We start from the raw sequence: 26,315 nt of genomic DNA, 5'->3' as shown, positions 1-26,315 counted from the left end.
GTCTTCAGTGTAGACGGTTAATCACCGGTTAAACACCGGCAAACAGAAAGGTTATCGCTGAACGAGTTTAATGAGCTGGCTTACCGGCACCGAAGGCCATAGCCCGCCCTGGAATGCGCTAAACCCCAATGGCGCTGCGCGCGCAAACATCGCCTCAGTATCAATACCGGCAATCATCAGCGACTCGCAGCTGGAGGAGATCTGGGCAACGATAGCGTGCATGAATGGTTCGAATGAGATCATTTCAGCTCGCTGCTGAATAAAATTTTTATCCAACATGACTCGTTTGAAAAGCCCATCGAAAATAGCTTTAGTCGACGCCTCGCCTGCCCCAAAATTTGCCAGCATTAATGGGAAATGCATTGCCAGATTAGCTAACGTTTCATTGTTTTTGCCCTGGTTTAATCCAGGATAATTCTCATTTATAGCTAATTCAAGAAACGGAAAGCGCGCTGCCCGGGAAAAAAGTTCGCTATCTAATAATAATAAGTCACTAATTGCAGGCGGTAAATTAAGCCATGCAATAAGTTTATGCTGAATAAAAAAGTGCTGACAGGTTTCTAACAACGCCAGTTTTTCAACAAACAGACAGTATTGTTCCTCCACCGAAAGGCGAGGCGCTACCAACTCAGTCGGCATCCGCACGGCGCCGTCTTCAGAGGCAAACGTTGCAATAATCTCCAAACCAACAAGCCGAGCGTTTTCATCCATGACGGGAAGGAAAAAGAGTTCGGAATGGTAAAGCTCATCAAGTGAAGCAATCATTACGCCAGTCCCATGGTTAGGGCGCTATTCGCCATCCAGTCACTACGGACGGAAACAGACGTAACTTCAGATACTAATTGAAGCGTCATCATTTTTCTTGTTTACCGGTAAACCGGTTCCTTTTTTTAACTTACTCTGATTATAAACCAATATTCAATCTTGTACTTTTAACAGGGCGTGAACACGCCCGTTTTTAATAAAAGTACGTTTGTAAATGCTACGGTTATATCATTATATATGATGACAACAGATGTCATAAGTTCAACCGGCGATATGTTAAAAATAGACTATAAAATTTATATCGTCTGCGAGGTTAAATTCGCCGTGCCTGCCAGAAGTTTTTTCGCCAGTACACATTATCCAGCGATGAACGCATCACGCCACGACTGGTAGAGGCATGAATAAACTCATTATTTGTATCGTAAATACCAACATGTAAACCACTTTCGCCCGAACCGGTTTTAAAGAAAACCAAATCTCCGGGCAGCAATTCATCTTTATCGATTCTGGTGCCGATTTTTGATTGTTCACGCGTATCACGAGGCAACTGCAAATCAAACTTGTCGCGCATAGTGACTACCACAAAGCCGGAACAGTCCACGCCTCTGCGACTCATGCCGCCGTAACGGTATGGCGTACCGCGCCAGGACTGCAACTGATCGTTCAGACCCGCAATGACGGTAATGGAGTCTGATAATCTGGCATTTGGCGCCGGTGCCCGATGAGTACTGCATCCTGCCAGGAACAATGCTGTGATAACAAGAAGCCAAAAACGCATGCCGCAACAATCCTCTGTTTTTATTTTGGTATTAATTTAGCGTCGAAATTACCTGCTTTTCAAGAAACGATTTTACTTAAGTGGCCGAAATGAGCATTGGATGCCCCTCGACGTCGAGTCGTCGAAAGCGCAGACCGTAGGCTTGCGCCAGATAAGAGGGGGTGAGCACCTCTTCCCGGCGGCCGCAGGCAATGAGTTTACCGCGCTTTAGTAACCAGGCTTTATGCGCATGGCGCAGCGTGTGGTTCAGATCGTGGCTACTCATCACAATCGCAATTCCTGCCTGACACAAATGATGTAATACCCGATCCAGAGCGTTTTGTTGCGCAACATCGAGACTGTTCATCGGCTCATCAAGCAGCAATAATTGACCGACCGGATTAGCGTTGGGATGAATTTGTAGTACAACGGCAGCAAGGCGAACACGCTGCCACTCGCCACCGGAAAGCTGATTCACGCTTCGCCCCAGTTTGTCGCCCAATCCAAGCATATCGGCCACCTCGTTAAGCTGCCCGGTTCGCGTTTTATCAGGTTGATGCAATGTCAGGTAATGCCAGACCGGCATGGCGAACGGCGGATTTTGCTGTTGCGCAAGATAAGCGCGGTGTTGGGCAAGCGTTGCCGTCGCCCATGCCTCCAGCGGCGCTCCGCCAAACCTGATGCTCCCCTCGCCGGAGGTTAACCCCGCCATACGCGCCAGTAGCGTGCTTTTCCCGGCACCGTTCGGCCCGACAAGATGAAGGATCTCTCCTGCGCTTACTTCGCCGGAAAGCGGCCCCAGGCGGGTGCTCTCGGCGACATCCTTTAATTGCATCAATTGAGACATTATTTTTCCAACGCGATTTTTATGCTTTCCATCACAATAGGATCTTCAGGCGTCATATCCGGCGAAAAACGCTGTACCACCTGACCATCCCGGCCTACCAAAAATTTTTCAAAATTCCACAGAATATCATCCGGATAGAGTGGCGTACGCCCTTTGCTTACCATCCGTTCGTAAAAGCCGCTCTTCTCCGGCGCGACTGCCGTTGGCGCAGCGGCTATCAGTTTTTGATACAGCGGATGGCGCGCGTCGCCATTCACATCAATTTTACTGAACATCGGGAACGTGACGCCCCAGGTGCTGGCACAATAGGTTTTAATCTCCTCTTCGCTGCCTGGCTCCTGCCCCATAAACTGGTTGCAGGGAAAACCCAACACGACAAACCCCTGATCTGCCCACGCCTTCTGGATATTTTCCAACTGTTCATATTGCGGCGTCAGGCCACATCTGGAGGCGACGTTTACAATGAGCAGCACTTTTCCGGCGTATTTTTCAAGTGTAGTGACCTCTCCATCAATCGTCGTAACGTGAGTATTAAGAAGCGAGTTTTGCATGGTGTCTCCCTGATGTCGGTAGAATAGCGGGTTTCATCGTTAGCCTTTAATCATAGACTGCGAATGATGAAAGCAGTTGTTTACCGATGCGCTAACGCGCGGATTTGAGTAGCAGCCAGATAAACACTGGTGCCCCCAATGTGGCGGTGACCACCCCGATAGGCAGTTCAGCCGACGCCAGCGCCAGTCGGGCGACCACATCAGCCAATAGCAGGGCGATAGCCCCGGCCAGCGCGCAGCCGGGAAGTAAAACCCGGTGATCGGTTAAACCACATAAGCGCAGGATGTGCGGAATAACCAGACCGATAAAACCAATCGCCCCCGCCATCGCCACGCTGACGCCCACCATCCAGCCGGTGGCGACGACCAACAAATTGCGCCAGAACCACAGCGGCAGGCCAAGCTGCCGCGCCGAGGTTTCCCCTAGCGCCAGCATATTCAGCGGTTGCGACTGGCAACATATCCAGATCAGTACCGGGATGAGCGCAATCATTAGCCAGCTCTGCTGCCAGTCAACGCCGCCAAATCCTCCCATCATCCAGTACATTAATTGCCGCAGATCGAAAGAGGTGGAAAAATAGATAGCCCACGTCATCAGCGCGCTACAGATAATGCCCAGCGCGACGCCCGCCAACAACAAGCGGCTGGTAGAGAGATGGCGGCGCGCAAAACGCAGCAGGATTAACGTAATAATGAGCGCGCCGGCTATAGCGCACAGTCCCAACGCCCATCCAGGCAGTTGCCCCTGCCCCAGTAAGACGGCGGCAATAAGCCCAACACCGGCCCCATTCGAAACGCCGAGCAGGCCCGGTTCAGCAAGTGGGTTTTCAAACAGCGCCTGCATCACAGCGCCAGATAGTGCCAGCGCAGCGCCAACCAGCAATACCGCGAGCGTGCGGGGAAGGCGAATTTGCCAGACAAACAGTTCCCCCCGGGCGCTTAACCAGTCACCGGGGGCAATCCACTGTTCGCCTGCGCATAAGCTCAGAAGTGTAGCCAGTAGCACCAGCAGTGACAGGCTCAGAAGCCAGCGAACGTTTCGTCGCTGTTGTTGGCGGGCAAAAGTCAGCATGTTATCCATTCAGCTGAAAAGAGGTAGCGTGATTTTACGGTGGGTATCCTTTACTTGAAAGAAAAAAGGCCGCAATGCGGCCTTTTTAGTTATACGGGTCATCTTTCAGGCTGACAGATACGCTGTCATCCCGCTGATCTACTTTCGGGATGGCAGCGTATCTGCCGCAATACACCCTGATGGATGTTATGCCTGGATCTGATTACTCTTCTTTGGGCGAAGCGTTTTCGACCCGGCTCTTTAACTTCTGCCCGGGTCTGAAGGTCACCACGCGCCGTGCTGTAATAGGAATATCTTCACCCGTTTTCGGGTTACGCCCCGGACGTTGATTTTTATCACGCAGATCGAAGTTACCAAAACCAGAGAGTTTCACCTGCTCACCGTTTTCCAGAGCACGACGGATCTCTTCGAAAAACAGTTCAACCAGTTCTTTGGCATCCCGCTTGCTAAGCCCAAGCTTATCAAACAGATATTCTGACATTTCAGCTTTTGTAAGCGCCATAGGTTCAATCCCTCAATGATGCCTGGAATCGCTCTTTTAATGCCTCTACACATTTGGCGACGGTAGCGGCAATCTCCTCTTCTTCGAGTGTACGGTTGGTATCCTGAAGGATCAGGCTGATAGCGAGGCTCTTATAACCCTCCGCAACACCCTTACCGCGGTACACGTCAAATAAGTTTACGCCAACTACCTGATTTACGCCAACTTTCTTACATTCGGATAAAATATCCGCTGCGGGAACGTTTTCTGCAACAACAACCGCAATATCGCGACGGTTGGCCGGGAAGCGTGAAATCTCCCGCGCCTGCGGCACGATACGGTCTGCGAGCTTATTCCATTCCAGTTCAAACACCAGCGTACGACCATTCAGATCCAGTTTACGTTCCAGTTCAGGGTGAACAACCCCAATAAAACCAATACGTTCATCTTTCAGATAAATCGCCGCAGACTGTCCCGGATGCAGAGCCGGATTCATCTCCGCCTTAAACTGGATATCACCCAGTTTGCCGGTTAAATCCAATACTGCTTCCAGATCGCCTTTCAAATCATAGAAATCAACGGTCTCTTTTGCCAGGTTCCAGTGCTCATCATAGCGGTTACCGCAAATCACGCCAGCCAGCATCAGATCCTGTCGAATACCCAGATTGGCTTGTGTATCCGGAACGAAACGTAAACCGGTTTCAAAAATACGCACGCGATTCTGCTGACGGTTTTGGTTATAGACCACCGTCGCCAACAATCCGCTCCACAGAGACAGACGCATCGCCGACATCTCAACGGAGATAGGGTTTGGCAGCAGCAGCGCTTCTGCGCCTGGATGGATGAGCTGTTGTACTTTAGGATCGACAAAGCTATAGGTAATCACTTCCTGATAGCCTTTGTCGTTCAGCATGGTTTTAACCCGCTTCAACGACAGATCGGCTTCACGGTGCGTCCCCATGATTAAACCGGCCTGGATTGGCTCGTCCGGAATATTGTTATAGCCGTAAACGCGGGCCACCTCTTCCACCAGATCTTCTTCAATTTCCATATCGAAACGCCAGGTCGGCGCTACGGCTTTCCACTCGTCCTGCCCTTCGGTCACTTCACAGCCCAGACGACGCAGAATATCACTGACCTGCTCATCCGCAATATGATGCCCGATCAGGCGATCCAGTTTACTGCGACGCAGCGTAATGGTGGCGCGTTTCGGCAACGTTGCTTCGTTGCTCACATCAATTATCGGACCCGCATCACCGCCACAGATATCAAGAAGCAGACGAGTAGCGCGCTCTATCGCTTTATATTGCAGCGCCGGGTCCACCCCGCGCTCGTAGCGGTGAGACGCATCGGTATGCAGACCGTGGCGGCGAGCGCGACCGGTGATAGACAGCGGATTAAAGTACGCACATTCCAGCAGCACATTTTGCGTTTCGCCGTTCACGCCGGAATGTTCGCCGCCAAAAATACCGGCTATCCCCAGCGCCTTATGGTGATCGGCGATCACCAGCGTATCCGCATTTAACGTCGCTTCGCTACCGTCCAGCAGGACGACGGTTTCACCCTCTTTTGCCATCCGCACGACAATACCGCCATCAATGCGATCTTTATCGAAAGCATGCATTGGCTGACCCAGTTCGAGCAGCACATAGTTCGTGACGTCAACCACCGCATCGATGGAGCGAATACCGCAGCGACGCAGTTTCTCTTTCATCCACAGCGGCGTCGGCGCGTTAACATTGATGCCTTTTACCACCCGGCCAAGATAGCGTGGACACGCATCAGCAGCCTCTACTGTAATCGGCAGCGTATCGCTGATGGTTGCCGTAACCGGCGCCATTTCAGGCTCCTGGAGCGGCGCTTTGTTCAGTACCGCCACATCACGCGCAACGCCGATGATACCTAAGCAATCCGCACGGTTCGGCGTGACGCTAATTTCGATGGTATTGTCGTCAAGCTTCAGGTATTCACGGATATCGGTACCCAGCGGCGCATCCGCCGGCAGTTCGATAATGCCGCTGTGATCGTCGGAAATCCCCAGTTCGGAGAAGGAGCACAGCATCCCTTCAGACGGCTCGCCGCGCAGTTTCGCCGCTTTAATTTTGAAATCGCCCGGCAGAATAGCGCCAATGGTGGCCACCGCTACTTTCAGCCCCTGACGACAGTTTGGCGCGCCGCAGACGATATCCAACAGGCGTTCTCCGCCAACGTTGACTTTCGTTACACGCAATTTGTCAGCGTTCGGATGCTGGGCGCACTCAACCACTTCCCCAACCACAACGCCATTGAAGCTTCCCGCGACCGGCTCAACGCCGTCTACTTCCAGGCCAGCCATCGTAATCTGGTTAGCCAACGCATCGCTATCAATTGCCGGGTTAACCCACTCGCGTAACCACAGTTCGCTGAATTTCATTGTTTTATCCTGCCTTTATTTAAACTGTTTGAGGAAACGCAGATCGTTTTCGAAGAATGAACGCAGGTCGGTGACGCCGTAACGCAACATGGTCAGACGTTCCATCCCCATACCAAAAGCGAAGCCAGAATAGATTTCCGGATCGATACCGACATTACGCAGCACATTCGGATGCACCATCCCGCAGCCCAGCACTTCCAGCCATTTGCCGTTTTTACCCATCACATCCACTTCTGCAGAAGGCTCGGTAAACGGAAAATAAGAAGGACGGAAGCGAATCTGCAGATCCTCCTCAAAGAAATTGCGCAGGAAGTCGTGCAGCGTACCTTTGAGGTTGGTGAAGCTGATGTTGGTATCAACAATCAGACCTTCCATCTGATGGAACATCGGAGTATGCGTCTGGTCGTAGTCATTACGGTATACACGGCCCGGCGCAATAATACGGATCGGCGGTTGCTGCGCTTTCATCGTCCGGATCTGGACGCCAGACGTCTGGGTCCGCAGCAGACGGGTCGCGTCAAACCAGAAGGTATCATGATCGGCGCGGGCCGGATGATGACCCGGAATGTTTAACGCATCGAAGTTATGGTAGTCATCTTCGATTTCCGGGCCAGTCGCCACGGTAAAACCAAGCTCGCCGAAGAAACTTTCAATACGGTCAATGGTACGCGTGACCGGATGCAGACCGCCGTTCTCAATACGGCGCCCCGGCAGGGAGATATCGATGGTTTCAGCGGCCAGACGGGCGTTAAGCGCTGCGCTTTCCAGCTCGGCTTTACGCGCGTTAAGAGCCTGTTGTACCTGCTCTTTCGCGGCGTTAATGACTGCCCCGGCTGCCGGACGCTCTTCCGGCGGCAGATCGCGTAGGGTCGTCATCTGAAGGGTTAAATGCCCTTTCTTGCCCAAATATTCGACGCGTACATTGTCTAACGCGGCAACATCTGACGCCTGGTTAATGGCGGCCGCTGCATTGGCAACCAGCTCTGCGAGATGTGACATGGTTTTCCTCATTGTGTCGGTGAAGACACCGGTTCATTGGACGTAATCTCTCGATTTCAGATACAAAAAAAGCCTCCATCAGGAGGCTTTTTTGCGCTGTTTTTCGTTTCGTTTTTCACGCGCTAGCCTCCTGGGATCAGGTGCTAAAGTAAAAAAAGAAACGGAAAATAGCAGCGTTCATGCTTGCGTTACCTTATGTGGTAAAACCGAATATCCTTTATTGAAAAGGGTTACAGGTCAATTGTCAACTCACTGAACAGTAAATAAAAGAGAGGGAGCCAGGCTCCCTCTTTTCACTGGCTTATGCCAGAGCTGCTTTCGCTTTTTCAACCAGCGCGGTGAACGCGACTTTGTCGAATACGGCGATATCAGCCAGGATCTTACGGTCGATTTCAACAGAGGCTTTTTTCAGGCCGTTGATGAATTTGCTGTAAGAAATACCGTTCTGACGTGCTGCTGCGTTGATACGCGCAATCCACAGTTGACGGAACTGACGCTTACGTTGACGACGGTCACGGTAAGCATACTGACCAGCTTTGATAACTGCCTGGAAGGCAACGCGGTATACGCGAGAACGCGCACCGTAGTAGCCTTTGGCTTGTTTCAAAATTTTCTTGTGACGTGCGCGTGCAATTACACCACGTTTTACGCGAGCCATATGTGCTCTCCTGTATCTATTCTAATTAAAAAGTTAAAAACGTTAACGGCTTATGCGTACGGCAGGCACGCGATAACCAGGCCCAGATCGCCTTTAGAAACCATGGCTTTCGGACGCAGGTGACGTTTACGTTTAGTCGCTTTTTTGGTCAGAATGTGACGCAGGTTAGCGTGCTTGTGCTTAAAACCACCTTTACCGGTTTTTTTGAAGCGCTTAGCAGCACCGCGTACGGTCTTAATTTTTGGCATTTTAATAACTTCCACTTCGCATTGTTAATAAACGAAACATAGGCGAACAAAACCTGTGAAGCCCGAAGGCTTCACAGAATTGTTACTTGAAGGCCTTACTGTTTCTTCTTAGGAGCAAGCACCATGATCATCTGACGGCCTTCGATCTTCGTTGGGAAGGATTCGACCACTGCCAGTTCTTGCAAATCGTCTTTCACGCGATTAAGCACTTCCATACCGATTTGCTGGTGGGCCATTTCACGACCGCGGAAACGCAGCGTGATTTTGGCCTTATCGCCCTCTTCGAGAAAGCGAATCAGGCTGCGGAGTTTTACCTGATAGTCGCCTTCATCTGTCCCAGGACGGAATTTAATTTCCTTCACCTGGATAACTTTTTGCTTTTTCTTCTGTTCCTTAGAAGACTTACTCTTTTCATAGAGGAATTTGCCGTAATCCATTATACGACAAACCGGCGGCTCGGCGTTAGGGCTGATTTCGACTAAGTCTACTCCGGCTTCTTCAGCTTTTTCCAGAGCTTCTCTCAGACTCACAATACCAAGCTGCTCGCCTTCCAGACCTGTTAAGCGAACTTCTTGCGCGCGAATTTCGCTATTAATACGATTCGGACGCGCCGTTTGAACTCGTTTTCCGCCTTTAATACTTTATTCCTCCAGTTGTTGAAGACTGCGGCTGCGAATCTCTTGTTGCAGCTTCTCAATCACGTCATTTACGTCCAGACTGCCCAGGTCTTTACCGCGGCGGGTGCGAACGGCAACTTTGCCTGCTTCCACCTCTTTATCACCACAGACCAACATATAAGGGACACGACGTAAAGTGTGCTCGCGGATTTTAAAGCCAATCTTCTCATTTCTCAAGTCTGCTTTTACACGAATGCCCGCATTTTGTAGTTTCTGCGTCAATTCGTTAACGTATTCAGACTGCGAATCGGTAATATTCATCACGACTACCTGAACAGGCGCGAGCCATGTCGGGAAGAAACCAGCGAACTCTTCGGTCAGGATACCGATGAAGCGTTCCATCGACCCAAGAATCGCACGGTGAATCATTACCGGCACCTTACGCTCGTTGTCTTCGCCTACATAGGAGGCGCTCAGACGAGACGGTAAGGAGAAGTCCAGCTGTACTGTACCGCACTGCCATGCACGATCGAGGCAGTCATATAAGGTAAATTCAATTTTCGGACCGTAGAATGCGCCTTCACCCAGTTGATACTCAAACGGGATATTATTTTCTTCCAGCGCAACCGCCAGATCCGCCTCAGCACGATCCCACATCTCATCGCTGCCGATACGCTTATCAGGACGAGTGGAAAGCTTGACGACGATCTTCTCGAAGCCAAAGGTGCTGTACATATCGTAGACCATACGAATACAAGCGTTAACTTCATCGCGGATCTGCTCTTCGGTGCAGAAGATATGCGCATCATCCTGCGTAAAGCCGCGTACGCGCATCAGACCATGCAGCGCGCCTGATGGCTCGTTACGGTGGCAGCTACCGAATTCCGCCATACGCAGCGGCAAATCACGATAGGATTTCAGACCCTGGTTAAAGATCTGAACGTGGCCCGGGCAGTTCATCGGCTTGATGCAATATTCGCGGTTTTCTGAAGATGTGGTGAACATCGCATCTTTATAGTTGTCCCAGTGCCCGGTTTTTTCCCACAGCACACGGTCCATCATGAACGGGCCTTTAACTTCTTGATACTGGTACTCTTTGAGTTTAGAACGAACAAAGACCTCCAGCTCGCGGAAGATAGTCCAGCCGTCGTTATGCCAGAACACCATGCCCGGCGCTTCTTCCTGCATATGATACAGGTCGAGCTGCTTACCAATTTTACGGTGGTCGCGTTTTGCGGCCTCTTCCAGGCGCTGCAGATAAGCGTTCAGGGCTTTTTTATCTGCCCATGCCGTACCGTAAATACGCTGCAACATCTTATTATTGCTGTCACCGCGCCAGTATGCGCCGGCAGTTTTCATCAGTTTAAAGTGATGGCAGAAACGCATATTCGGCACGTGCGGACCACGACACATGTCGACATATTCTTCATGATGGTACAAGCCTGGCTTGTCATCATGAGCAATGTTTTCATCAAGAATGGAAACTTTGTAGCTTTCACCACGCTTCACGAAGGTTTCACGCGCTTCGTGCCAGCTGACTTTCTTCTTGATAACGTCGTAATTTTTCTCGGCGAGCTCATGCATCCGCTTTTCGAGCGCTTCGACATCTTCCTGAGTTAGCGTGCGGTCAAGATCAACGTCATAGTAAAAACCGTTGTCGACAACCGGGCCGATCGCCATTTTCGTGTGCGGCCAAAGTTGCTTGATAGCGTGACCTAACAGATGCGCGCAAGAGTGACGAATGATCTCCAGACCCTCTTCATCTTTTGCGGTGATGATGGAAAGCGTCGCATCATTTTCAATCAGATCGGAAGCATCAACCAGCTCGCCATTCACACGGCCCGCAATGGTGGCTTTCGCCAGGCCAGGACCAATGTCCAGAGCAACATCCATCGGGCTTACAGGGTGGTCATAATGGCGTTGGCTGCCATCAGGAAGAGTAATAACAGGCATGTAATATCCTTATTTGCAGTGGTGACCCATACGCAAGATCACATACAAAGAGAAAATGAATTTATTGACAGTGAGTTGTGTATCCATCTAGCCAACCATTGCTAAATTGGCGCACAACCTTCGACACAGACGAAAATCGCTATTTTCGTCCGGCATGACGATGGTAACACTAAAAAAAGGGAGATTGCATCTTTCTGTTCTACAGAACCTGAATCCCAACACACTACCCAGCACGCGTATCGTTAATGATGTACATGGTCACTCTGAGTCTCGACTTACTGCCACCGTATGAGTCATTCACATCAGATAGCTTTCGACGACCGCTATCTATATTCTTCAGATGGGGACCTGGCAGCATGCGATAACGCACAATACGAAACCCACTTTCCAAAGCACATACCAGCAAAGAGCCATTACATGCTGCTATGAAGCTTCTATAACTAGCAACGTCTCCCTTATGATGCCGTACTTGTAATTCGTCTGTGTTGCTTGAAGTATGTCGCGGCACGATGTGAGATGAGTTACTCGTCGAGTGATAGCCCTTTCTCTGTATAGTCTTTTACAGGACTCGGGAACCTCATGATGAATCTTCGAATACCACTGTATATAAACGCAGTAACAATCATGCGTAATTATCAAAAGCATTTACATTGCTTGATGTTTGTGCTGCAAACGCTTGATAGCTTCATGCTATCGGAGGCGCAGTAGATAGGAGTGTTAATGAGTGTTAATATGTCAATAACACGGTTTTGATATCGGGAAGATAGTGATGAGTAATGATTATAGACTACCAGATTCAGAATATCTTGCCAGAGGATTTTCCGTACCACACCTTGTTTGCCTGATGGCAATATTATTAATATTTTTAATACTAAGCATTTTTTCTAAAGGCTCTATATGCTTATAATTTCATACATTGTATTATGCTTATTATTTATAGTTTATCTCTATACTCTTTCCGTAAGAATTGAGGGGAAAATAATAAATGTAATGGTCCCATACCTGATAATAACAGTGCCTACACTGTACGTGTTTGAAGGTATATTTGTATACCTCTCAGAGGTGCGGAAGTATACAGTGGAATATTTGTTTTTCTATACTTGCTATATAACATACATAGCATCATTTGTTATTTCTTATCTTTACACACAAAGAAAACCTATATACAACAAATCAAACACAAAAAATAAACCAAGGTATGTGTTTACTTCATTGTTATTCACCTTCCTTGCTTTTATCATTTACCTTCCAGTGTTGATGGAGTTCAGAGAGTACATACTTAGCCCAAGAAGAATATACGAATTAACCAGAACAGGGTATGGTATATACTTCTATCCTTCATTAATGTTTTCTCTTGTCGCTTCTATTTGCGCGTTCTTTACATACAAAAAATCAAAGTTATTTTGTATTTCCATAGTTTTATTTAACTGTATACTTATTTTCTTGCATGGTAACAAAGGACCAATATTTAGTATATTTATAGCATTCATCCTTTATCTTTCATATATTGAAAATAAAAAAATTAAATTTATGTTCCTGGTGAAATCGTTTGCTGTTATAGCAGTCATTGTAACGGCATTCTTTGCATATACGTTTACTGATGGGAATCCGATAGAAAATATGGCGAATTACTCGGATTATACCCGTAATGCTGTTCTTGTTGCTTCCTCAAACTTTGACTTTATGTACGGAAAATTACTAATGGAGAGCGAGGTTTACTCGAGGATTCCGAGGGCTATTTGGCCTGATAAGCCTGAAGATTTTGGCGCATTGTATCTGGCAAAAGTATTTTTCCCTGATGCATTCTACAGAAATCAGGGCGCTCCTGCTTTCGGGTATGGTGAACTATACGCAGATTTCGGGCTTTTTACACCAGTTTGGTTAGTTATATCTGGAGTATTTAAAGGCGTCCTGGCTAAGTATTTCTCCAATAAAACTCAGGAAACAAAATCAGCGCATTATTTCATAATGTTCCTATTTTGCATTGGAATAAGTGTGATTCCTGTTAGCATGGGATGGTTGTTCCCTGAGCATTTGATGATTGCCTTTATGGTATACATTGCATCTTCCTTTATTTTTTCAGCGCATATAAGATTCGTTTTACTAAGAAGCGATAAATAAGTTATACGGCGGCAATGCCGCCGTTTTATTTAGTTTTGGAGCGTAAATCTTGTTGGGTTTGCTGAACAGCATTACCAACGTAAATTACTTTTGATGCATTCATGATAGTGCTTGAGTTTCCTAATAATGATTTATGAATAGCCCCTCAATTATGTATTTCTCGCCGCCGGTTACTATTAGTCCTGCCGCTACTCCGCCCTAATCCACATGTACTCATATGCGGATCATCCCGAGATTATCACCGTAATATTATCTACCATTGATACCAATAAACTCTGTGTTATGAATGACAGTTCCCTGCTTAAGTTAGATTAGGTATACACATCTTACGGCGCGAAAGGGAACAATGTGAAACGGTATGAAACATATATATCCGCTATTACCAGTAATGACGCGGAACTGGTGAAACAGGTTTAAACGAACGTGAATGGATGTGAATGAAGGATTGTACTTATACGCAAGATCACATACAAAGAGAAAATGAATTTATTGACAGTGAGTTGTGTATCCATCTAGCCAACCATTGCTAAATTGGCGCACAACCTTCGACACAGACGAAAATCGCTATTTTCGTCCGGCATGACGATGGTAACACTAAAAAAAGGGAGATTGCATCACTCTGTAGCAAATCAAGACCCTTGACAGGATTTCTCCATTATCTTTCTACGCGCCGTATAGCGCTTCTCATCGACAACCTAACTTCTGCGCCAGACTCCCCTTTGTCGTTTTCACCTCGCTGGCTACCGCTTCAGGCAAGGCAGACCACAGCGTCAGCACTGGCTTCGTTTTATGTTCGATAGCCTCCACGGTAACCTGATAGTCGCAAAAATTCGCCGAACGGGGTGTATTCTGATCCATAATAAACGCAGCGTAATTTCCTTCACTTTTTGACGGCGCCGTTCCGGTGAATAAAACCTTCCAGTACCCGCTGGGAATTTCTACCGTCGCATCTTCTGGCAATGTGGCGATATGCCGCTCAAAAAGGGGGCCGGTCACTACGTGCACTACAGATACATCAGCCTGTTTGGCAAGTTCGCGCACCCGGTTTTCCAGTGCAGCCCATGCTCCCTGGTTCAGGGCGGATTTCTGCGGCGTAATATTCGATAAATAATTTAACGACGGCCAGTCCGAAACGCCGCCCAATCCTGCCAACGGCGCCTGGTGTCCCCTGTCGACTTTTAATAGCGCATGGGCATTTTTATAGGCGGAAGGGGCCAACGTATCCGAGGGCGGTAAATCGGGGTCCTGCGCCCAGTTCCGCGGGCGACCGCTTGCCTGGCTGGTCTTTGTCACGCTATAGGCAACCCAGTTGGCAAATTTCGTGGCGCTATTATTATTGAGCGTATAGACATGGCGATAGATTGTTTGTTGACTTCCTCCTTGAGGACAGCCAACGCTACAGTTATCAGGTTGCTGAACGAGTACGTTACGATGGGGTAACTCGGGTGCCGATGTTGTATCCTGGGGAGGATACGATGTAGTACATGCGCTTAATAATACTACGGGCAGTAATTTTAGCAGATTAATGATTTTATTCATTTTTTCTTCCTTAATAATAACCGCCCTAATAATTTAGATGGCAATAATTTGGTTGTATTACCCTGCCAGCCGTTAGATGCGCTCATCATTAAAGACAACACTATCACGGTAAAAATTAATAACAGATAAACATCGAAGCCATCAAAGAAAATGAGCTCAAAAGAATACAACATGATATTCATGTTGATACCAAAAAACATCGTATTATATGCATAATCGTGAAGCCAATAATTTCTCGCACTCAGATAGCGAATGAAAAATGGATATTCAATAATATCTGGCGCATGTTTTTTAACACCATTTTTCAACATTAAGGCAACGTATCCTCTCAATGACTCGCTGCTGGCAGGAGTTTAGTTATATTTAAAGGTTTAATAAGCACTGCGCATCATGCTGCTGTGCTTATTACTTTGTAAAAATAAGAGTATTCACTTTCATATTCAGGGGTAAAAAGTGAACAAATACAGCTATTGCGCAACGATGATTGCCGCCATACTCAGTACGACCACAATGGCCAATGCCAGTAGCCTTGCTATTTCAGTGGCGAATGATGATGCAGGTATATTTCAACCATCCTTAAATGCCCTTTATGGGCACAAGGCTGCAGACCGGGGTGATTATACTGCCGGGCTCTTTTTAGGCTACAGCCACGATCTCACTGACGCCAGTCAACTCTCTTTTCATATCGCGCAAGATATTTATTCTCCATCAGGTGCCAATAAGAGAAAGCCTGAAGCCGTCAAAGGCGACCGCGCGTTCAGCGCCTTTCTTCATACCGGACTGGAGTGGAATTCATTAGCCACCAATTGGTTACGTTATCGTTTAGGTACCGATATTGGCGTTATTGGTCCTGACGCAGGCGGTCAGGAGGTTCAGAATCGGGCGCATCGAATAATAGGCGCAGAAAAATACCCTGCCTGGCAGGATCAAATTGAAAACCGTTATGGTTATACGGCAAAAGGAATGGTGTCCCTTACGCCAGCTATTGATATTCTGGGCGTCAATGTGGGCTTCTATCCAGAAGTCTCTGCTGTCGGCGGCAATCTCTTCCAGTATTTGGGGTACGGCGCAACCGTTGCGCTGGGAAATGATAAGACCTTCAACTCTGATAATGGGTTTGGGTTACTGTCCCGCCGAGGGTTAATACACACTCAAAAAGAGGGATTGATCTATAAAGTATTTGCTGGCGTTGAGCGCAGGGAAGTTGATAAAAACTACACGTTACAGGGGAAAACGCTGCAAACAAAAATGGAAACGGTGGATATTAATAAAACCGTGGATGAATATCGCGTCGGTGCCACCATCGGCTATTCTCCCGTCGCATTTTCTCTTTCTTTAAACAAAGTCACGTCGGAATTTCGCACCGGAGACGACTATTCTTATATCAACGGCGACATCACCTTCTTCTTCTGAGGTGTCACCACGGAATAACCGGGTTACGTAACGTAACCCGGCGCAATATTACATCTTATAGCCCAGCGTTACCGTAGTGCGACGATCGGTATGTTCCGGCGCTGATTCAGGCGGCTGCGAGTTCCACGTTAAATTATACCCCACCTTTAGACCAAAATGTTCGTTAATGGCGACATTGAGGGCTGTTTCCGAATTTAGTGTGGTGTCTTCTGCGCCAAATACTGACACCCCCTGTGTAAACTTAGCATTGTCAGTTAACTGCCAGGCATAGCTGCCGGAAGCATAACCCAACGGCTGCGTTTCAGTGGTATCGTCCGTATGTTCGTCATAGCGAACCCCAGGACCGAATTCAAAACGGAAGCTGTGCACTGGACCATTAAGGAACTGCCGCCCGTAACCGGCGGTCAGTACGTCGCGCTGACGATAACCGTTGAAACGGTCTGTCAGCCAACTGGCCTGGCCAAAGGTATAATCATAATCCGTCATATTAAAACGGTTACGCACGCCTACCGCATATTTTTCTGAAGAGCGTTCATCATTAGAGGAGGTATTGCTGGCATTGCCCCATAATGACCAGGCGGTACGTTGTCCATACCAGGTCATCGCCGTGTCAGCCGTTAAGGAAGAACTTTTAGTATTGCCTGACTGAGCAAGGTAGCCCGCATTCAGATTACCTTCAAAAGGTTTTTTCGCGGTGGAGGGATCATCCATGACAGTAAAAACGGAATCATCGGCGGCGGCATACAGAGACGCGAACACGCCACCCGCCAGCATAACTACAGCGGGTACTGCCTTCAAAAGCTTCATTTATATAGAGTCCGTACAACTAAAAAAGAGACCACGACGGTCCCGGAAACTTTCATAGGGATCAATGACAAACGCCCCTGGAAAGGTAGCGAATTATAAGAAGCCCCGAATAACATAGCAATCAATTACTATTTCATTTTTTGAATAAGAACCCTCCCGAAGCATTCATTTATTTATATAACTTTACATCGTACTTCTTTAAATAAAGATCCGGAAAATCATATTGTTAATTCCTTCACTTTCCGGGGATTAAGTGCCAGACTGAAATCAGCCTAACAGGAGGTAACGATGGTACGTATCTATACGTTGACGCTTGCGCCCTCTCTCGATAGCGCAACAATCACGCCGCAAATTTATCCCGAAGGTAAACTGCGGTGCTCCGCGCCGGTATTCGAACCCGGCGGCGGGGGTATTAATGTCGCTCGCGCCATTGCGCATCTTGGCGGCACCGCGACCGCAATTTTCCCGGCTGGCGGCGCTACCGGCGAACATCTGGTCGCACTACTGGCTGACGAAAATGTCCCCGTGTCTACCGTCGATGCGAAAGACTGGACGCGTCAGAACCTGCACGTCCACGTCGAGTCCAGCGGCGAACAGTATCGTTTTGTTATGCCCGGCGCCACGCTGGACGATGACGAATTTCGCCAGCTTGAAGAACAGGTACTGGAAATTGAATCCGGGGCAATTCTGGTTATCAGCGGCAGCCTTCCGCCCGGCGTTAAGGTCGAGAAACTCACGCAACTGATTTCCGCCGCACAGAAGCAAGGCATTCGCTGCATTATTGATAGCTCTGGCGACGCGCTCACCGCCGCGCTGGCGCTTGGCGATATCGAACTGGTGAAACCTAACCTGAAAGAATTGAGCGCGTTAGTCAATCGCGATCTGACGCAGCCTGATGATGTGCGTAAAGCGGCCCAGGAATTAGTGCAAAGCGGCAAGGCTCGCCGGGTAGTGGTCTCTCTGGGGCCGCAAGGGGCGCTGGGCATAGACAGTGAGAATTGCATCCAGGTTGTTCCTCCCCCGGTGAAAAGTCAAAGTACTGTCGGCGCAGGCGACAGTATGGTAGGCGCGATGACGTTAAAACTGGCGCAAGACGCGTCGCTGGAAGAGATGGTGCGCTTCGGTGTGGCGGCAGGCAGCGCTGCTACGCTCAATCAAGGTACGCGTCTGTGTTCCCGTGACGATACCCAAAAAATATACGCCTATCTTTCCGCGCAATAATCGTTTCCCCCTCGGCGAGGGGGATACCGGAAAATCGGTTAACGGGCGGCGCATCCGCCGCTGTTAAAAACACAGTTGCTCCCAACGAGGTGAACGATGGCCAGTGGCGATATTACCCGTTATGTTATTACCGTAACCTTCCATGAAGATTCCCTGACCGAGATTAACGAACTCAATAATCATCTGACGCGCAGCGGTTTTTTGCTGACATTAACGGACGATGAAGGGAATGTGCATGAGCTCGGCACCAATACGTTTGGCTTTGTTAGCGCTCAGAGCGCTGATGAAATCAAAGCGCTTGTCGCCGGACTTGCGAAAAGCGCGTTAGATAAGGATGTCGACATTACCGTGGCGACCTGGGAGGCGTGGAGTAAAAACGCACAATAAGTGCCATTCCCGCCGCGGCGCGTCCGCGATGTGCGTTAGTTCGTATTTTTCAACCGCATTTTTGCGCTAACCTTATGATCTGGCAGACAACGTGGGGAGAGACATTATGTGGCAAGCTATCAGTCGTCTTTTAAGCGAGCAAGTCGGTGAAGGCGAAATCGAACTGCGTAATGAACTGCCAGGCGGAGAAGTTCATGCCGCATGGCATTTACGTTATGCAGGCCATGATTTTTTCGTGAAGTGCGATGAACGAGAAATGCTTCGCGGTTTTACCGCTGAAGCCGATCAGCTGGAGCTGCTCTCCCGCAGTAAAACCGTTGTTGTGCCTAAGGTATGGGCGGTAGGTTCGGATCGGGATTACAGCTTTTTAGTCATGGACTACCTCTCGCCCCGCCCGCTGGATGCCCATAATGCGTTTATTCTTGGGCAACAGCTGGCGCGTCTACATCAATGGAGCGATCAACCTCAATTCGGCCTCGATTTTGACAACGCGCTCTCTACCACGCCGCAGCCGAATACCTGGCAACGCCGTTGGTCGACTTTTTTCGCCGAACAGCGCATTGGCTGGCAGCTTGAACTCGCCGCGGAAAAAGGCATTACTTTTGGTAATATTGACGCCATTGTTGAACATGTTCAGCAACGTCTGGCGTCGCATCAACCGCAGCCTTCTCTTTTGCATGGCGATCTATGGTCGGCGAACTGCGCGCTTGGCCCTGACGGCCCCTATATCTTCGATCCAGCCTGCTATTGGGGTGACAGAGAATGCGATCTGGCGATGCTGCCACTGCATACCGATCAGCCACCGCAGATTTATGACGGCTATCAGTCCGTTTCGCCGCTACCGCTGGATTTTCTCGACAGGCAGCCGATTTACCAGCTCTACACCCTGCTTAATCGGGCAAGGCTGTTTGGCGGTCAGCACCTGGCTACTGCGCAAAAAGCGATGGATCGGCTGCTTGCGGTATAGGTACAGCCCATGCCGGATACGGGCTATCCGGCATTTTTCAGTTTACATGAAACCTAACAAGGAAAAGAAAAAGTAGCCGAGCACGATAATAATGACCGGCAAAATATAGAGCGGGAAAAACTGTAAAAAGATGGTATGGTGCGGCACCACGATACGTGACTCTATCTGCTCACGCGTTAGTCCTTCCGCGCCTTTTGCTTTTTCCAGGATCAACTGATCTTCCACGCCTTCACGTAAAAAACGTGACTGGCGGCTCATTCTGGCGCCGGAATCCTGCATCGCCAGCCCGACAAAAATCAGAATAAAAATGAGCCAGAAACCGATATTCAGGCTTCCCTGAAAATTCGGCGTCGGCGAGTTGTACCAAAAAACATTCAGAAACGGCGTATTCACGCGCATCATGTCTATCATTACGTGGGTAAAATCCAACATTACCGCATTTATCCCCTCCTGCTTTTCACTGTGCGCATACATAAATTTAAGGACTGAGATGAGCGTGGAAAGCAGTGCCGGAATAAAAATAACCCACCCAACAACTCTTTTTAGGATTGCAATGCGTCCAGCTTGTTGATACGTCATGAGTTCCCCTTGATAAAGACGCGTCGTTTTGGCCTAAGTCTACCTGTTGATTCCCGTTTTCGCCTGATCTTTAAGGGCGATATACTAAGAACATGGTCATAATGAACGCTTAATTCGTTATTTTTTAATCTCAACAGGAGAGGTTGTGATGTCAACCCCACGTCAAATTCTTGCTGCAATTTTCGATATGGATGGACTACTGATCGATTCCGAACCGCTCTGGGATCGCGCTGAACTGGACGTGATGGCAAGTTTAGGCGTAGATATTACTCGGCGCCATGAGTTACCAGACACGCTTGGGCTACGCATTGATATGGTTGTCGATCTCTGGTTTGCGCAGCAACCGTGGAGCGGCCCCGATCGCCAGGAAGTGACAAACCGTGTTATTGCCCGCGCGATTACGCTTATCGAAGAGACGCGCCCTCTTTTGCCGGGTGTGCGCGAGGCCGTGGCACTGTGTAAAGCGCAGGGGCTATTAGTGGGGCTTGCCTCGGCATCGCCGCTGCATATGCTGGAAAAAGTGCTCACCATGTTTGAACTGCGCGACAGTTTTGACGCGCTGGCTTCTGCGGAAAAATTGCCCTACAGCAAACCGCACCCGCAGGTCTATCTGGATTGTGCGGCCAAATTAGGCGTTGATCCATTAACCTGCGTGGCGCTGGAAGATTCGGTGAATGGTTTAATCGCGGCAAAGGCGGCGCGAATGCGCGCCATTGTGGTGCCAGCAGAAGAAAACCAGCATGATCCGCGCTTTGCGCTGGCGAATGTCAAACTTAACTCACTGACAGAGCTGACGGCGGCGCATCTACTCGGTTAAGATGTTTCCGAAACAAAGTCAACGGGCAATTAGCCGTTGAGCCAGACGGCAAGCGGCTTTGACAGAGACAAAGAGTTACAACGTCACCACTTCCGCCTACTGTATAAAAACCCTATACTGTATGAATTGACAGTTTAATGGGTTTTATCATGACGGCGGAAGGACATCTTCTTTTTTCTATAGCCAGCGCGGTTTTCGCCAAGAATGCCGAGTTAACGCCCGTCCTTGCGCACGGCGACTGGTGGCATATTATTCCTTCGGCTATTTTGACCTGTCTGCTGCCGGATATCGACCACCCCAAATCTTTTCTTGGTCAGCGCCTGAAATGGGTATCAAAACCAATCGCCCGCGCGTTCGGTCACCGGGGGTTTACCCATAGTCTGCTGGCGGTCTTTGCCCTACTGGCGACCTTTTATCTCAAGGTACCGGATACGTGGATTATCCCGGCGGATGCGCTGCAAGGCATGGTACTTGGCTATTTAAGCCATATCGTCGCGGATATGCTCACCCCCGCAGGCGTTCCCTTACTGTGGCCGTGCCGCTGGCGTTTCCGCCTGCCTATTCTGGCGCCGCGCAAAGGCAATCAGCTGGAGCGATTTTTATGTATGGCGTTGTTTGCCTGGGCGGTGTGGATGCCGCAGTCCATGCCGGAAAACAACGTCATACGCTGGTCTTCGCAGATGATCACTATCCTGCAAATGCAGTTCAATCGTTTTATAAATCACCAGATTGATTAGTAAATCAACGCCAAAGTCATTTTTGGCATAAACCATTCCATTTGAATATAAGAGCCAGCTCACAGTTCTGCTAATCTTGCGCGAACAGAATCGCTAAAACACAGCGCTTCATAATAAAAAAATCAGGAGAACGGGGATGAATTTTCCATTAATTGCGAACATTGCGGTGTTCGTCATTCTGCTGTTTGTACTGGCGCAGGCCCGTCATAAACAGTGGAGTCTGGCTAAAAAAGTGCTTGTCGGCCTTGTGATGGGCGTGATCTTTGGTCTGGCCCTGCACACCATTTATGGCGCTGACAGTCAGGTGTTAAAAGACTCCATTCAGTGGTTCAATATTGTCGGCAACGGCTATGTGCAATTGCTACAAATGATTGTGATGCCGCTGGTATTCGCCTCTATTTTAAGCGCCGTGGCACGACTGCATAACGCCTCTCAATTGGGGAAAATCAGTTTTCTGACTATCGGCACGCTGCTGTTTACTACCCTTATCGCAGCGCTGGTGGGCGTGCTGGTCACCAATCTGTTCGGACTGACGGCGGAAGGTCTGGTTCAGGGCGGCGCGGAAACCGCGCGTCTGAATGCCATTGAGACGAGCTATGTCGGCAAAGTGGCCGATCTCAGCGTGCCGCAACTGGTGCTGTCTTTTGTACCGAAAAATCCGTTTGCGGATCTGACTGGCGCAAATCCTACGTCTATTATCAGCGTGGTGATTTTCGCCGCATTCCTGGGCGTGGCCGCGCTTAAACTGCTGAAAGATGATGCGCCAAAAGGCGAGCGTGTGCTTGTTGCTATCGATACCCTGCAAAGCTGGGTGATGAAGCTGGTGCGTCTGGTGATGCAACTTACGCCTTACGGCGTACTGGCGCTGATGACGAAAGTGGTTGCCGGCTCTAATTTGCAGGACATCATTAAGCTTGGAAGCTTCGTGGTAGCGTCATATCTTGGTCTGGCGATAATGTTTGTGGTTCACGGCATATTATTGGGCGTGAACGGGATTAGCCCGCTGAAATATTTCCGCAAGGTGTGGCCGGTGCTGACATTTGCCTTTACCAGCCGCTCCAGCGCCGCCTCCATTCCACTTAATGTCGAAGCGCAAACCCGCCGCCTGGGCGTGCCGGAGTCCATCGCCAGCTTTGCTGCCTCTTTTGGCGCGACCATCGGCCAAAACGGTTGTGCCGGTCTTTATCCTGCAATGTTAGCGGTAATGGTTGCGCCGACGGTCGGCATCAACCCCTTAGACCCCGTATGGATAGCCACGCTGGTGGGTATCGTTACCGTAAGTTCGGCGGGTGTTGCCGGCGTTGGCGGCGGCGCGACCTTCGCCGCGCTGATTGTGCTGCCTGCCATGGGCTTACCGGTCACGCTGGTCGCGCTGTTAATCTCCGTCGAACCGTTGATTGATATGGGCCGTACCGCACTGAACGTGAGCGGCTCAATGACCGCGGGTACGCTGACCAGCCAGTGGCTGAAGCAGACCGATAAAACCATTCTCGATAGCGAAGAAGACGCTGAACTGGCGCATCGATAATACATTATCGGGAGTTCACATCGTCTGAGACACGACGATCAGCAACTCAAAATGTCTGTCACTAAAAACGCCGGTCTCCAGTACCGGCGTTTTGTTTTTTTCTTAGTCAGCGATTTCGTTTTCTTGGCGAACCTGATTCGCCCAACGTTGCGCCGATTCTGGCACGCTAAAGGCGGGCGACCGTTGAAATGACTCCCCCGTCAGAACAAAGGCAACATATTTACCGCGCAGTATCCAGACGTCGCGAAACGTATCCATTTTTATCGCATGTTCCGGCGGCGCGGGTTCAACACGCGGAATATAGCTAATAATCTGGCGATTTTGCTGGCGAAGAGGTTTCATCATTAATGCTTCACTAAAAGAGGCTAAGGCTAAAAATCAGAAAAACACTATTTTAGCCGATCTTCGCCCCCGACGTCCTGTTCCGCGCGTGCGATTTCCCTGTTATACCCTGTCTGCTGTTCCGCTCTCCCCCGGCATAATTGCTGAAATGTTCTATAGTTAGAGTGATTTTGACTACTACCACGCCCATTTCAGTGATGAAAGCAGGAGACGAGTTCAATGTCGCATAATGAGAAATCCCCCCATCAGTCCCCCGTGCATGATACCCGTGAATCACAGCCCGGCCTGGACTCCCTGGCGCCGTCAGACGGTTCACATCGCCCCACGCCAGAACCGACGCCGCCGGGCGCGCAACCAACGGCCCCCGGCAGCTTAAAAGCGCCCGAGACCGCGAATGATAAGCTCACTGCCCTCGACGCCTTTCGTAAAGGCAGCGAAAATTATGCGCTGACCACCAATCAGGGCGTGCGCATCGCCGACGATCAAAATTCTCTTCGCGCCGGCAGCCGTGGCCCTACGCTGTTGGAAGATTTTATCCTGCGCGAAAAAATTACCCACTTTGACCATGAGCGTATCCCGGAGAGGATCGTTCACGCCCGCGGATCTGCAGCGCACGGCTATTTCCAGCCATATAAAGACCTGAGCGACATCACGAAAGCCGCGTTTCTGTGCGATCCACAGAAAATTACCCCGGTCTTTGTTCGCTTTTCGACAGTACAGGGCGGCGCGGGATCTGCTGATACCGTACGTGATATCCGCGGTTTTGCGACCAAATTTTATACCGAAGAGGGAATTTTCGATCTCGTCGGTAATAACACGCCGATCTTTTTTATCCAGGATGCGCATAAGTTTCCGGATTTTGTGCACGCCGTTAAGCCCGAACCACATTGGGCTATTCCGCAAGGACAGAGCGCGCACGACACCTTCTGGGACTATGTTTCCTTACAGCCTGAGACGCTGCACAACGTCATGTGGGCAATGTCGGATCGCGGTATTCCACGGAGTTATCGGACGATGGAAGGGTTCGGCATTCACACCTTCCGTCTGATCAATGCACAAGGGAAAGCGACCTTTGTCCGTTTCCACTGGAAACCGTTGGCAGGTAAAGCCTCGCTGGTGTGGGATGAGTCACAAAAACTGACCGGTCGCGATCCGGATTTTCACCGCAGGGATCTGTGGGAGGCCATCGAAGCGGGCGATTTCCCGGAATACGAGCTGGGCCTACAACTCATTGCCGAAGAGGATGAATTTAAATTCGATTTTGATCTGCTCGATCCGACCAAACTGATTCCGGAAGAGTTGGTGCCAGTACAACGCGTCGGCAAAATGGTGTTAAACCGTAATCCGGATAACTTTTTCGCTGAAAACGAACAGGCGGCATTTCATCCAGGGCATATTGTTCCCGGCATTGATTTTACCAACGATCCGCTGTTACAGGGGCGTCTGTTCTCTTATACCGACACGCAAATCAGTCGTCTGGGCGGGCCAAACTTCCACGAAATTCCGATTAACCGCCCTACCTGCCCCTACCATAACTTCCAGCGTGACGGTATGCACCGGATGGATATCGACACCAATCCGGCGAACTATGAACCAAACTCCATTAATGACAACTGGCCGCGCGAAACGCCGCCAGCGCCAAAACGCGGCGGCTTCGAATCATACCAGGAACGCGTGGATGGCAATAAAATCCGCGAACGCAGCCCCTCTTTCGGTGAATATTACTCGCATCCTCGCCTGTTCTGGCTCAGTCAGACGCCGATAGAACAGCAGCATATTATTGACGCGTTCAGCTTTGAACTGGGTAAAGTCGCCCGCGCGTATATTCGGGAGCGGGTGGTCGATCAGTTAGCGCATATTGATGTTACGCTGGCTCAGGGCGTCGCGCATAATCTCGGTTTTGCACTCACCCATGAGCAAACGCAAATTGCCCCGCCTCCTGATGTCAACGGTCTGAAAAAAGATCCGGCGCTCAGCCTGTATGCGGTGCCGGACGGCGATGTTAAAGGCCGAGTGGTCGCTATTCTGCTGAACGACAAGGTTAACGCCGCCGAACTGTTGACCATTTTGCAGGCTTTAAAAGCCAAAGGCGTCCACGCAAAACTGCTCTATTCACGGATGGGTGAAGTAACGGCTGATGACGGTTCAACATTAACTATTGCGGCAACCTTTGCCGGCGCGCCGTCGCTAACGGTCGATGCGGTAATAGTACCGTGCGGCAATATTGCCGATATCGAGAGTTGCGGCGATGCCCGTTACTACCTTCTGGAAGCCTACAAACATCTGAAGCCCATCGCACTGGCAGGCGACGCCCGACGGTTTAAGGCGCTTTTAAACATTGATAGCCAGGGGGAAGAAGGACTTGTTGAGGCAGATAACGTTGACCACCACTTTATGGACACTCTGCTGACGCTGATGGCAGCACATCGTGTCTGGTCGCGTGCGGGGAAAATTAACGCGATTCCTGCATAAACAGCAAAAAATGCGGCGCATTCT

The 26,315-nt window shown here is 49.6% G+C and carries 27 protein-coding genes, 1 pseudogene and 1 other annotated feature; of the genes and pseudogenes, 9 read left to right on the top strand and 19 right to left on the bottom strand.

Annotated features, from left to right (window positions below):
- Positions 1-51 precede the first annotated feature (51 nt).
- The 13 genes from ydiV to thrS form a co-directional block, all read right to left on the bottom strand.
- Positions 52-765 (bottom strand): anti-FlhDC factor YdiV, encoded by a 714-nt coding sequence (ydiV, locus tag ACH0WD_RS01080; RefSeq protein ID WP_000562015.1) that lies wholly within the window; start codon positions 763-765, stop codon positions 52-54.
- A 313-nt stretch (positions 766-1,078) separates the two neighbouring features.
- Positions 1,079-1,543: a C40 family peptidase gene (locus ACH0WD_RS01075; RefSeq protein WP_001213256.1), complete on the bottom strand. Its 465-nt coding sequence runs from the start codon at positions 1,541-1,543 to the stop codon at positions 1,079-1,081.
- 76 nt (positions 1,544-1,619) lie between these two features.
- The gene (gene btuD / locus ACH0WD_RS01070) at positions 1,620-2,369 is read right to left on the bottom strand and encodes a vitamin B12 ABC transporter ATP-binding protein BtuD (RefSeq protein WP_000080613.1); all 750 of its coding nucleotides are present in this window, start codon (positions 2,367-2,369) and stop codon (positions 1,620-1,622) included.
- On the bottom strand, positions 2,369-2,920 hold the full coding sequence (locus ACH0WD_RS01065) for a glutathione peroxidase (RefSeq protein ID WP_001181566.1): 552 nt from the start codon (positions 2,918-2,920) through the stop codon (positions 2,369-2,371). Before ACH0WD_RS01065 ends, btuD begins: the two co-directional genes overlap by 1 nt.
- A 91-nt stretch (positions 2,921-3,011) precedes the next feature.
- Positions 3,012-3,992 (bottom strand): vitamin B12 ABC transporter permease BtuC, encoded by a 981-nt coding sequence (gene btuC / locus ACH0WD_RS01060; RefSeq protein WP_000954984.1) that lies wholly within the window; start codon positions 3,990-3,992, stop codon positions 3,012-3,014.
- A 202-nt stretch (positions 3,993-4,194) separates the two neighbouring features.
- Entirely contained in the window at positions 4,195-4,494 is a 300-nt protein-coding gene (gene ihfA / locus ACH0WD_RS01055; RefSeq protein WP_001229266.1) for an integration host factor subunit alpha, read from the bottom strand.
- Between the two features lie 4 nt (positions 4,495-4,498).
- A complete protein-coding gene (gene pheT / locus ACH0WD_RS01050) occupies positions 4,499-6,886 on the bottom strand; it encodes a phenylalanine--tRNA ligase subunit beta (RefSeq protein WP_000672402.1) in 2,388 nt (795 codons plus the stop codon).
- Between the two features lie 15 nt (positions 6,887-6,901).
- A complete protein-coding gene (gene pheS / locus ACH0WD_RS01045; RefSeq protein WP_000018570.1) occupies positions 6,902-7,885 on the bottom strand; it encodes a phenylalanine--tRNA ligase subunit alpha in 984 nt (327 codons plus the stop codon).
- A 62-nt stretch (positions 7,886-7,947) separates the two neighbouring features.
- Positions 7,948-8,071, bottom strand: a sequence feature (Phe leader region).
- A complete protein-coding gene (gene pheM / locus ACH0WD_RS01040) occupies positions 8,022-8,066 on the bottom strand; it encodes a pheST operon leader peptide PheM (protein WP_001386830.1) in 45 nt (14 codons plus the stop codon). It overlaps the preceding feature by 45 nt.
- Before the next feature lie 115 nt (positions 8,072-8,186).
- Positions 8,187-8,543, bottom strand: a complete 357-nt coding sequence (rplT, locus tag ACH0WD_RS01035) for a 50S ribosomal protein L20 (RefSeq protein WP_000124850.1) — start codon at positions 8,541-8,543, stop codon at positions 8,187-8,189.
- A gap of 50 nt (positions 8,544-8,593) precedes the next feature.
- Entirely contained in the window at positions 8,594-8,791 is a 198-nt protein-coding gene (rpmI, locus tag ACH0WD_RS01030) for a 50S ribosomal protein L35 (protein WP_001124225.1), read from the bottom strand.
- 95 nt (positions 8,792-8,886) lie between these two features.
- Positions 8,887-9,429 (bottom strand): translation initiation factor IF-3, encoded by a 543-nt coding sequence (gene infC / locus ACH0WD_RS01025; protein WP_001574431.1) that lies wholly within the window; start codon positions 9,427-9,429, stop codon positions 8,887-8,889.
- A 3-nt stretch (positions 9,430-9,432) separates the two neighbouring features.
- Positions 9,433-11,361, bottom strand: coding sequence for a threonine--tRNA ligase (gene thrS, locus ACH0WD_RS01020; protein WP_001144226.1), 1,929 nt, complete (start codon positions 11,359-11,361; stop codon positions 9,433-9,435).
- Between the two features lie 897 nt (positions 11,362-12,258).
- Between thrS and ACH0WD_RS01015 the strand changes: the two genes are divergently transcribed.
- Positions 12,259-13,482, top strand: a complete 1,224-nt coding sequence (locus tag ACH0WD_RS01015; protein ID WP_001747716.1) for an O-antigen polymerase — start codon at positions 12,259-12,261, stop codon at positions 13,480-13,482.
- 306 nt (positions 13,483-13,788) lie between these two features.
- Here ACH0WD_RS01015 and ACH0WD_RS01010 read toward each other — a convergent pair.
- The 3 genes and pseudogenes from ACH0WD_RS01010 to ACH0WD_RS01000 form a co-directional block, all read right to left on the bottom strand.
- Positions 13,789-13,994: pseudogene (locus ACH0WD_RS01010) on the bottom strand (hypothetical protein).
- Positions 13,995-14,166: 172 nt separating this feature from the next.
- A complete protein-coding gene (locus ACH0WD_RS01005; protein WP_001033542.1) occupies positions 14,167-15,021 on the bottom strand; it encodes a DNA/RNA non-specific endonuclease in 855 nt (284 codons plus the stop codon).
- A complete protein-coding gene (locus ACH0WD_RS01000; RefSeq protein WP_000916615.1) occupies positions 15,018-15,332 on the bottom strand; it encodes a hypothetical protein in 315 nt (104 codons plus the stop codon). The genes ACH0WD_RS01005 and ACH0WD_RS01000 overlap by 4 nt, the downstream gene beginning before the upstream one ends.
- A 142-nt stretch (positions 15,333-15,474) precedes the next feature.
- Between ACH0WD_RS01000 and ACH0WD_RS00995 the strand changes: the two genes are divergently transcribed.
- Positions 15,475-16,434 carry a lipid A deacylase LpxR family protein gene (locus ACH0WD_RS00995; protein WP_001046434.1) on the top strand — a complete coding sequence of 320 codons (960 nt, stop codon included), beginning with the start codon at positions 15,475-15,477 and terminating at the stop codon, positions 16,432-16,434.
- Positions 16,435-16,482: 48 nt separating this feature from the next.
- On the opposite strand, the gene ACH0WD_RS00990 is transcribed toward ACH0WD_RS00995, so the two are convergent.
- A complete protein-coding gene (locus ACH0WD_RS00990; protein WP_000770984.1) occupies positions 16,483-17,241 on the bottom strand; it encodes a YdiY family protein in 759 nt (252 codons plus the stop codon).
- 288 nt (positions 17,242-17,529) lie between these two features.
- Here ACH0WD_RS00990 and pfkB point away from each other — a divergent pair, with 288 nt between their 5' ends.
- The 3 genes from pfkB to ACH0WD_RS00975 all read left to right on the top strand — a co-directional run bounded on the left by pfkB (position 17,530) and on the right by ACH0WD_RS00975 (position 19,816).
- Positions 17,530-18,462 carry a 6-phosphofructokinase II gene (gene pfkB / locus ACH0WD_RS00985; protein ID WP_000251707.1) on the top strand — a complete coding sequence of 311 codons (933 nt, stop codon included), beginning with the start codon at positions 17,530-17,532 and terminating at the stop codon, positions 18,460-18,462.
- A gap of 96 nt (positions 18,463-18,558) precedes the next feature.
- Complete coding sequence (gene ghoS / locus ACH0WD_RS00980) at positions 18,559-18,849, top strand: type V toxin-antitoxin system endoribonuclease antitoxin GhoS (protein WP_000146133.1); 291 nt, start codon at positions 18,559-18,561, stop codon at positions 18,847-18,849.
- Positions 18,850-18,955: 106 nt separating this feature from the next.
- Positions 18,956-19,816, top strand: coding sequence for a fructosamine kinase family protein (locus ACH0WD_RS00975; RefSeq protein ID WP_000267686.1), 861 nt, complete (start codon positions 18,956-18,958; stop codon positions 19,814-19,816).
- A gap of 42 nt (positions 19,817-19,858) precedes the next feature.
- Here the strand turns inward: ACH0WD_RS00975 and ACH0WD_RS00970 are convergent, their stop codons facing one another.
- Positions 19,859-20,395, bottom strand: coding sequence for a YniB family protein (locus tag ACH0WD_RS00970; RefSeq protein ID WP_000222158.1), 537 nt, complete (start codon positions 20,393-20,395; stop codon positions 19,859-19,861).
- Between the two features lie 148 nt (positions 20,396-20,543).
- On the opposite strand from ACH0WD_RS00970, the gene hxpB reads away from it, so the two are divergent.
- The 3 genes from hxpB (at position 20,544) to tcyP (ending at position 23,477) form a co-directional block, all read left to right on the top strand.
- Positions 20,544-21,212, top strand: coding sequence for a hexitol phosphatase HxpB (gene hxpB, locus ACH0WD_RS00965; protein ID WP_000106854.1), 669 nt, complete (start codon positions 20,544-20,546; stop codon positions 21,210-21,212).
- 137 nt (positions 21,213-21,349) lie between these two features.
- Positions 21,350-21,949: a metal-dependent hydrolase gene (locus ACH0WD_RS00960; RefSeq protein WP_000505804.1), complete on the top strand. Its 600-nt coding sequence runs from the start codon at positions 21,350-21,352 to the stop codon at positions 21,947-21,949.
- Positions 21,950-22,085: 136 nt separating this feature from the next.
- A complete protein-coding gene (gene tcyP, locus ACH0WD_RS00955; RefSeq protein ID WP_001010654.1) occupies positions 22,086-23,477 on the top strand; it encodes a cystine/sulfocysteine:cation symporter in 1,392 nt (463 codons plus the stop codon).
- 102 nt (positions 23,478-23,579) lie between these two features.
- Here the strand turns inward: tcyP and cedA are convergent, their stop codons facing one another.
- The gene (gene cedA / locus ACH0WD_RS00950) at positions 23,580-23,822 is read right to left on the bottom strand and encodes a cell division activator CedA (RefSeq protein ID WP_000977510.1); all 243 of its coding nucleotides are present in this window, start codon (positions 23,820-23,822) and stop codon (positions 23,580-23,582) included.
- 216 nt (positions 23,823-24,038) lie between these two features.
- Between cedA and katE the strand changes: the two genes are divergently transcribed.
- On the top strand, positions 24,039-26,291 hold the full coding sequence (gene katE, locus ACH0WD_RS00945; protein WP_000019105.1) for a catalase HPII: 2,253 nt from the start codon (positions 24,039-24,041) through the stop codon (positions 26,289-26,291).
- The last annotated feature ends 24 nt before the right edge of the window (positions 26,292-26,315 follow it).

The organism is Salmonella sp. 2020_1395, from assembly GCF_043848115.1.
In the GTDB taxonomy this organism is placed as follows: Bacteria; Pseudomonadota; Gammaproteobacteria; order Enterobacterales; family Enterobacteriaceae; genus Salmonella; species Salmonella enterica.
The sequence above is the reverse complement of the archived record's forward strand: the minus strand, read 5'-3'. Positions and strand labels throughout refer to the sequence as shown.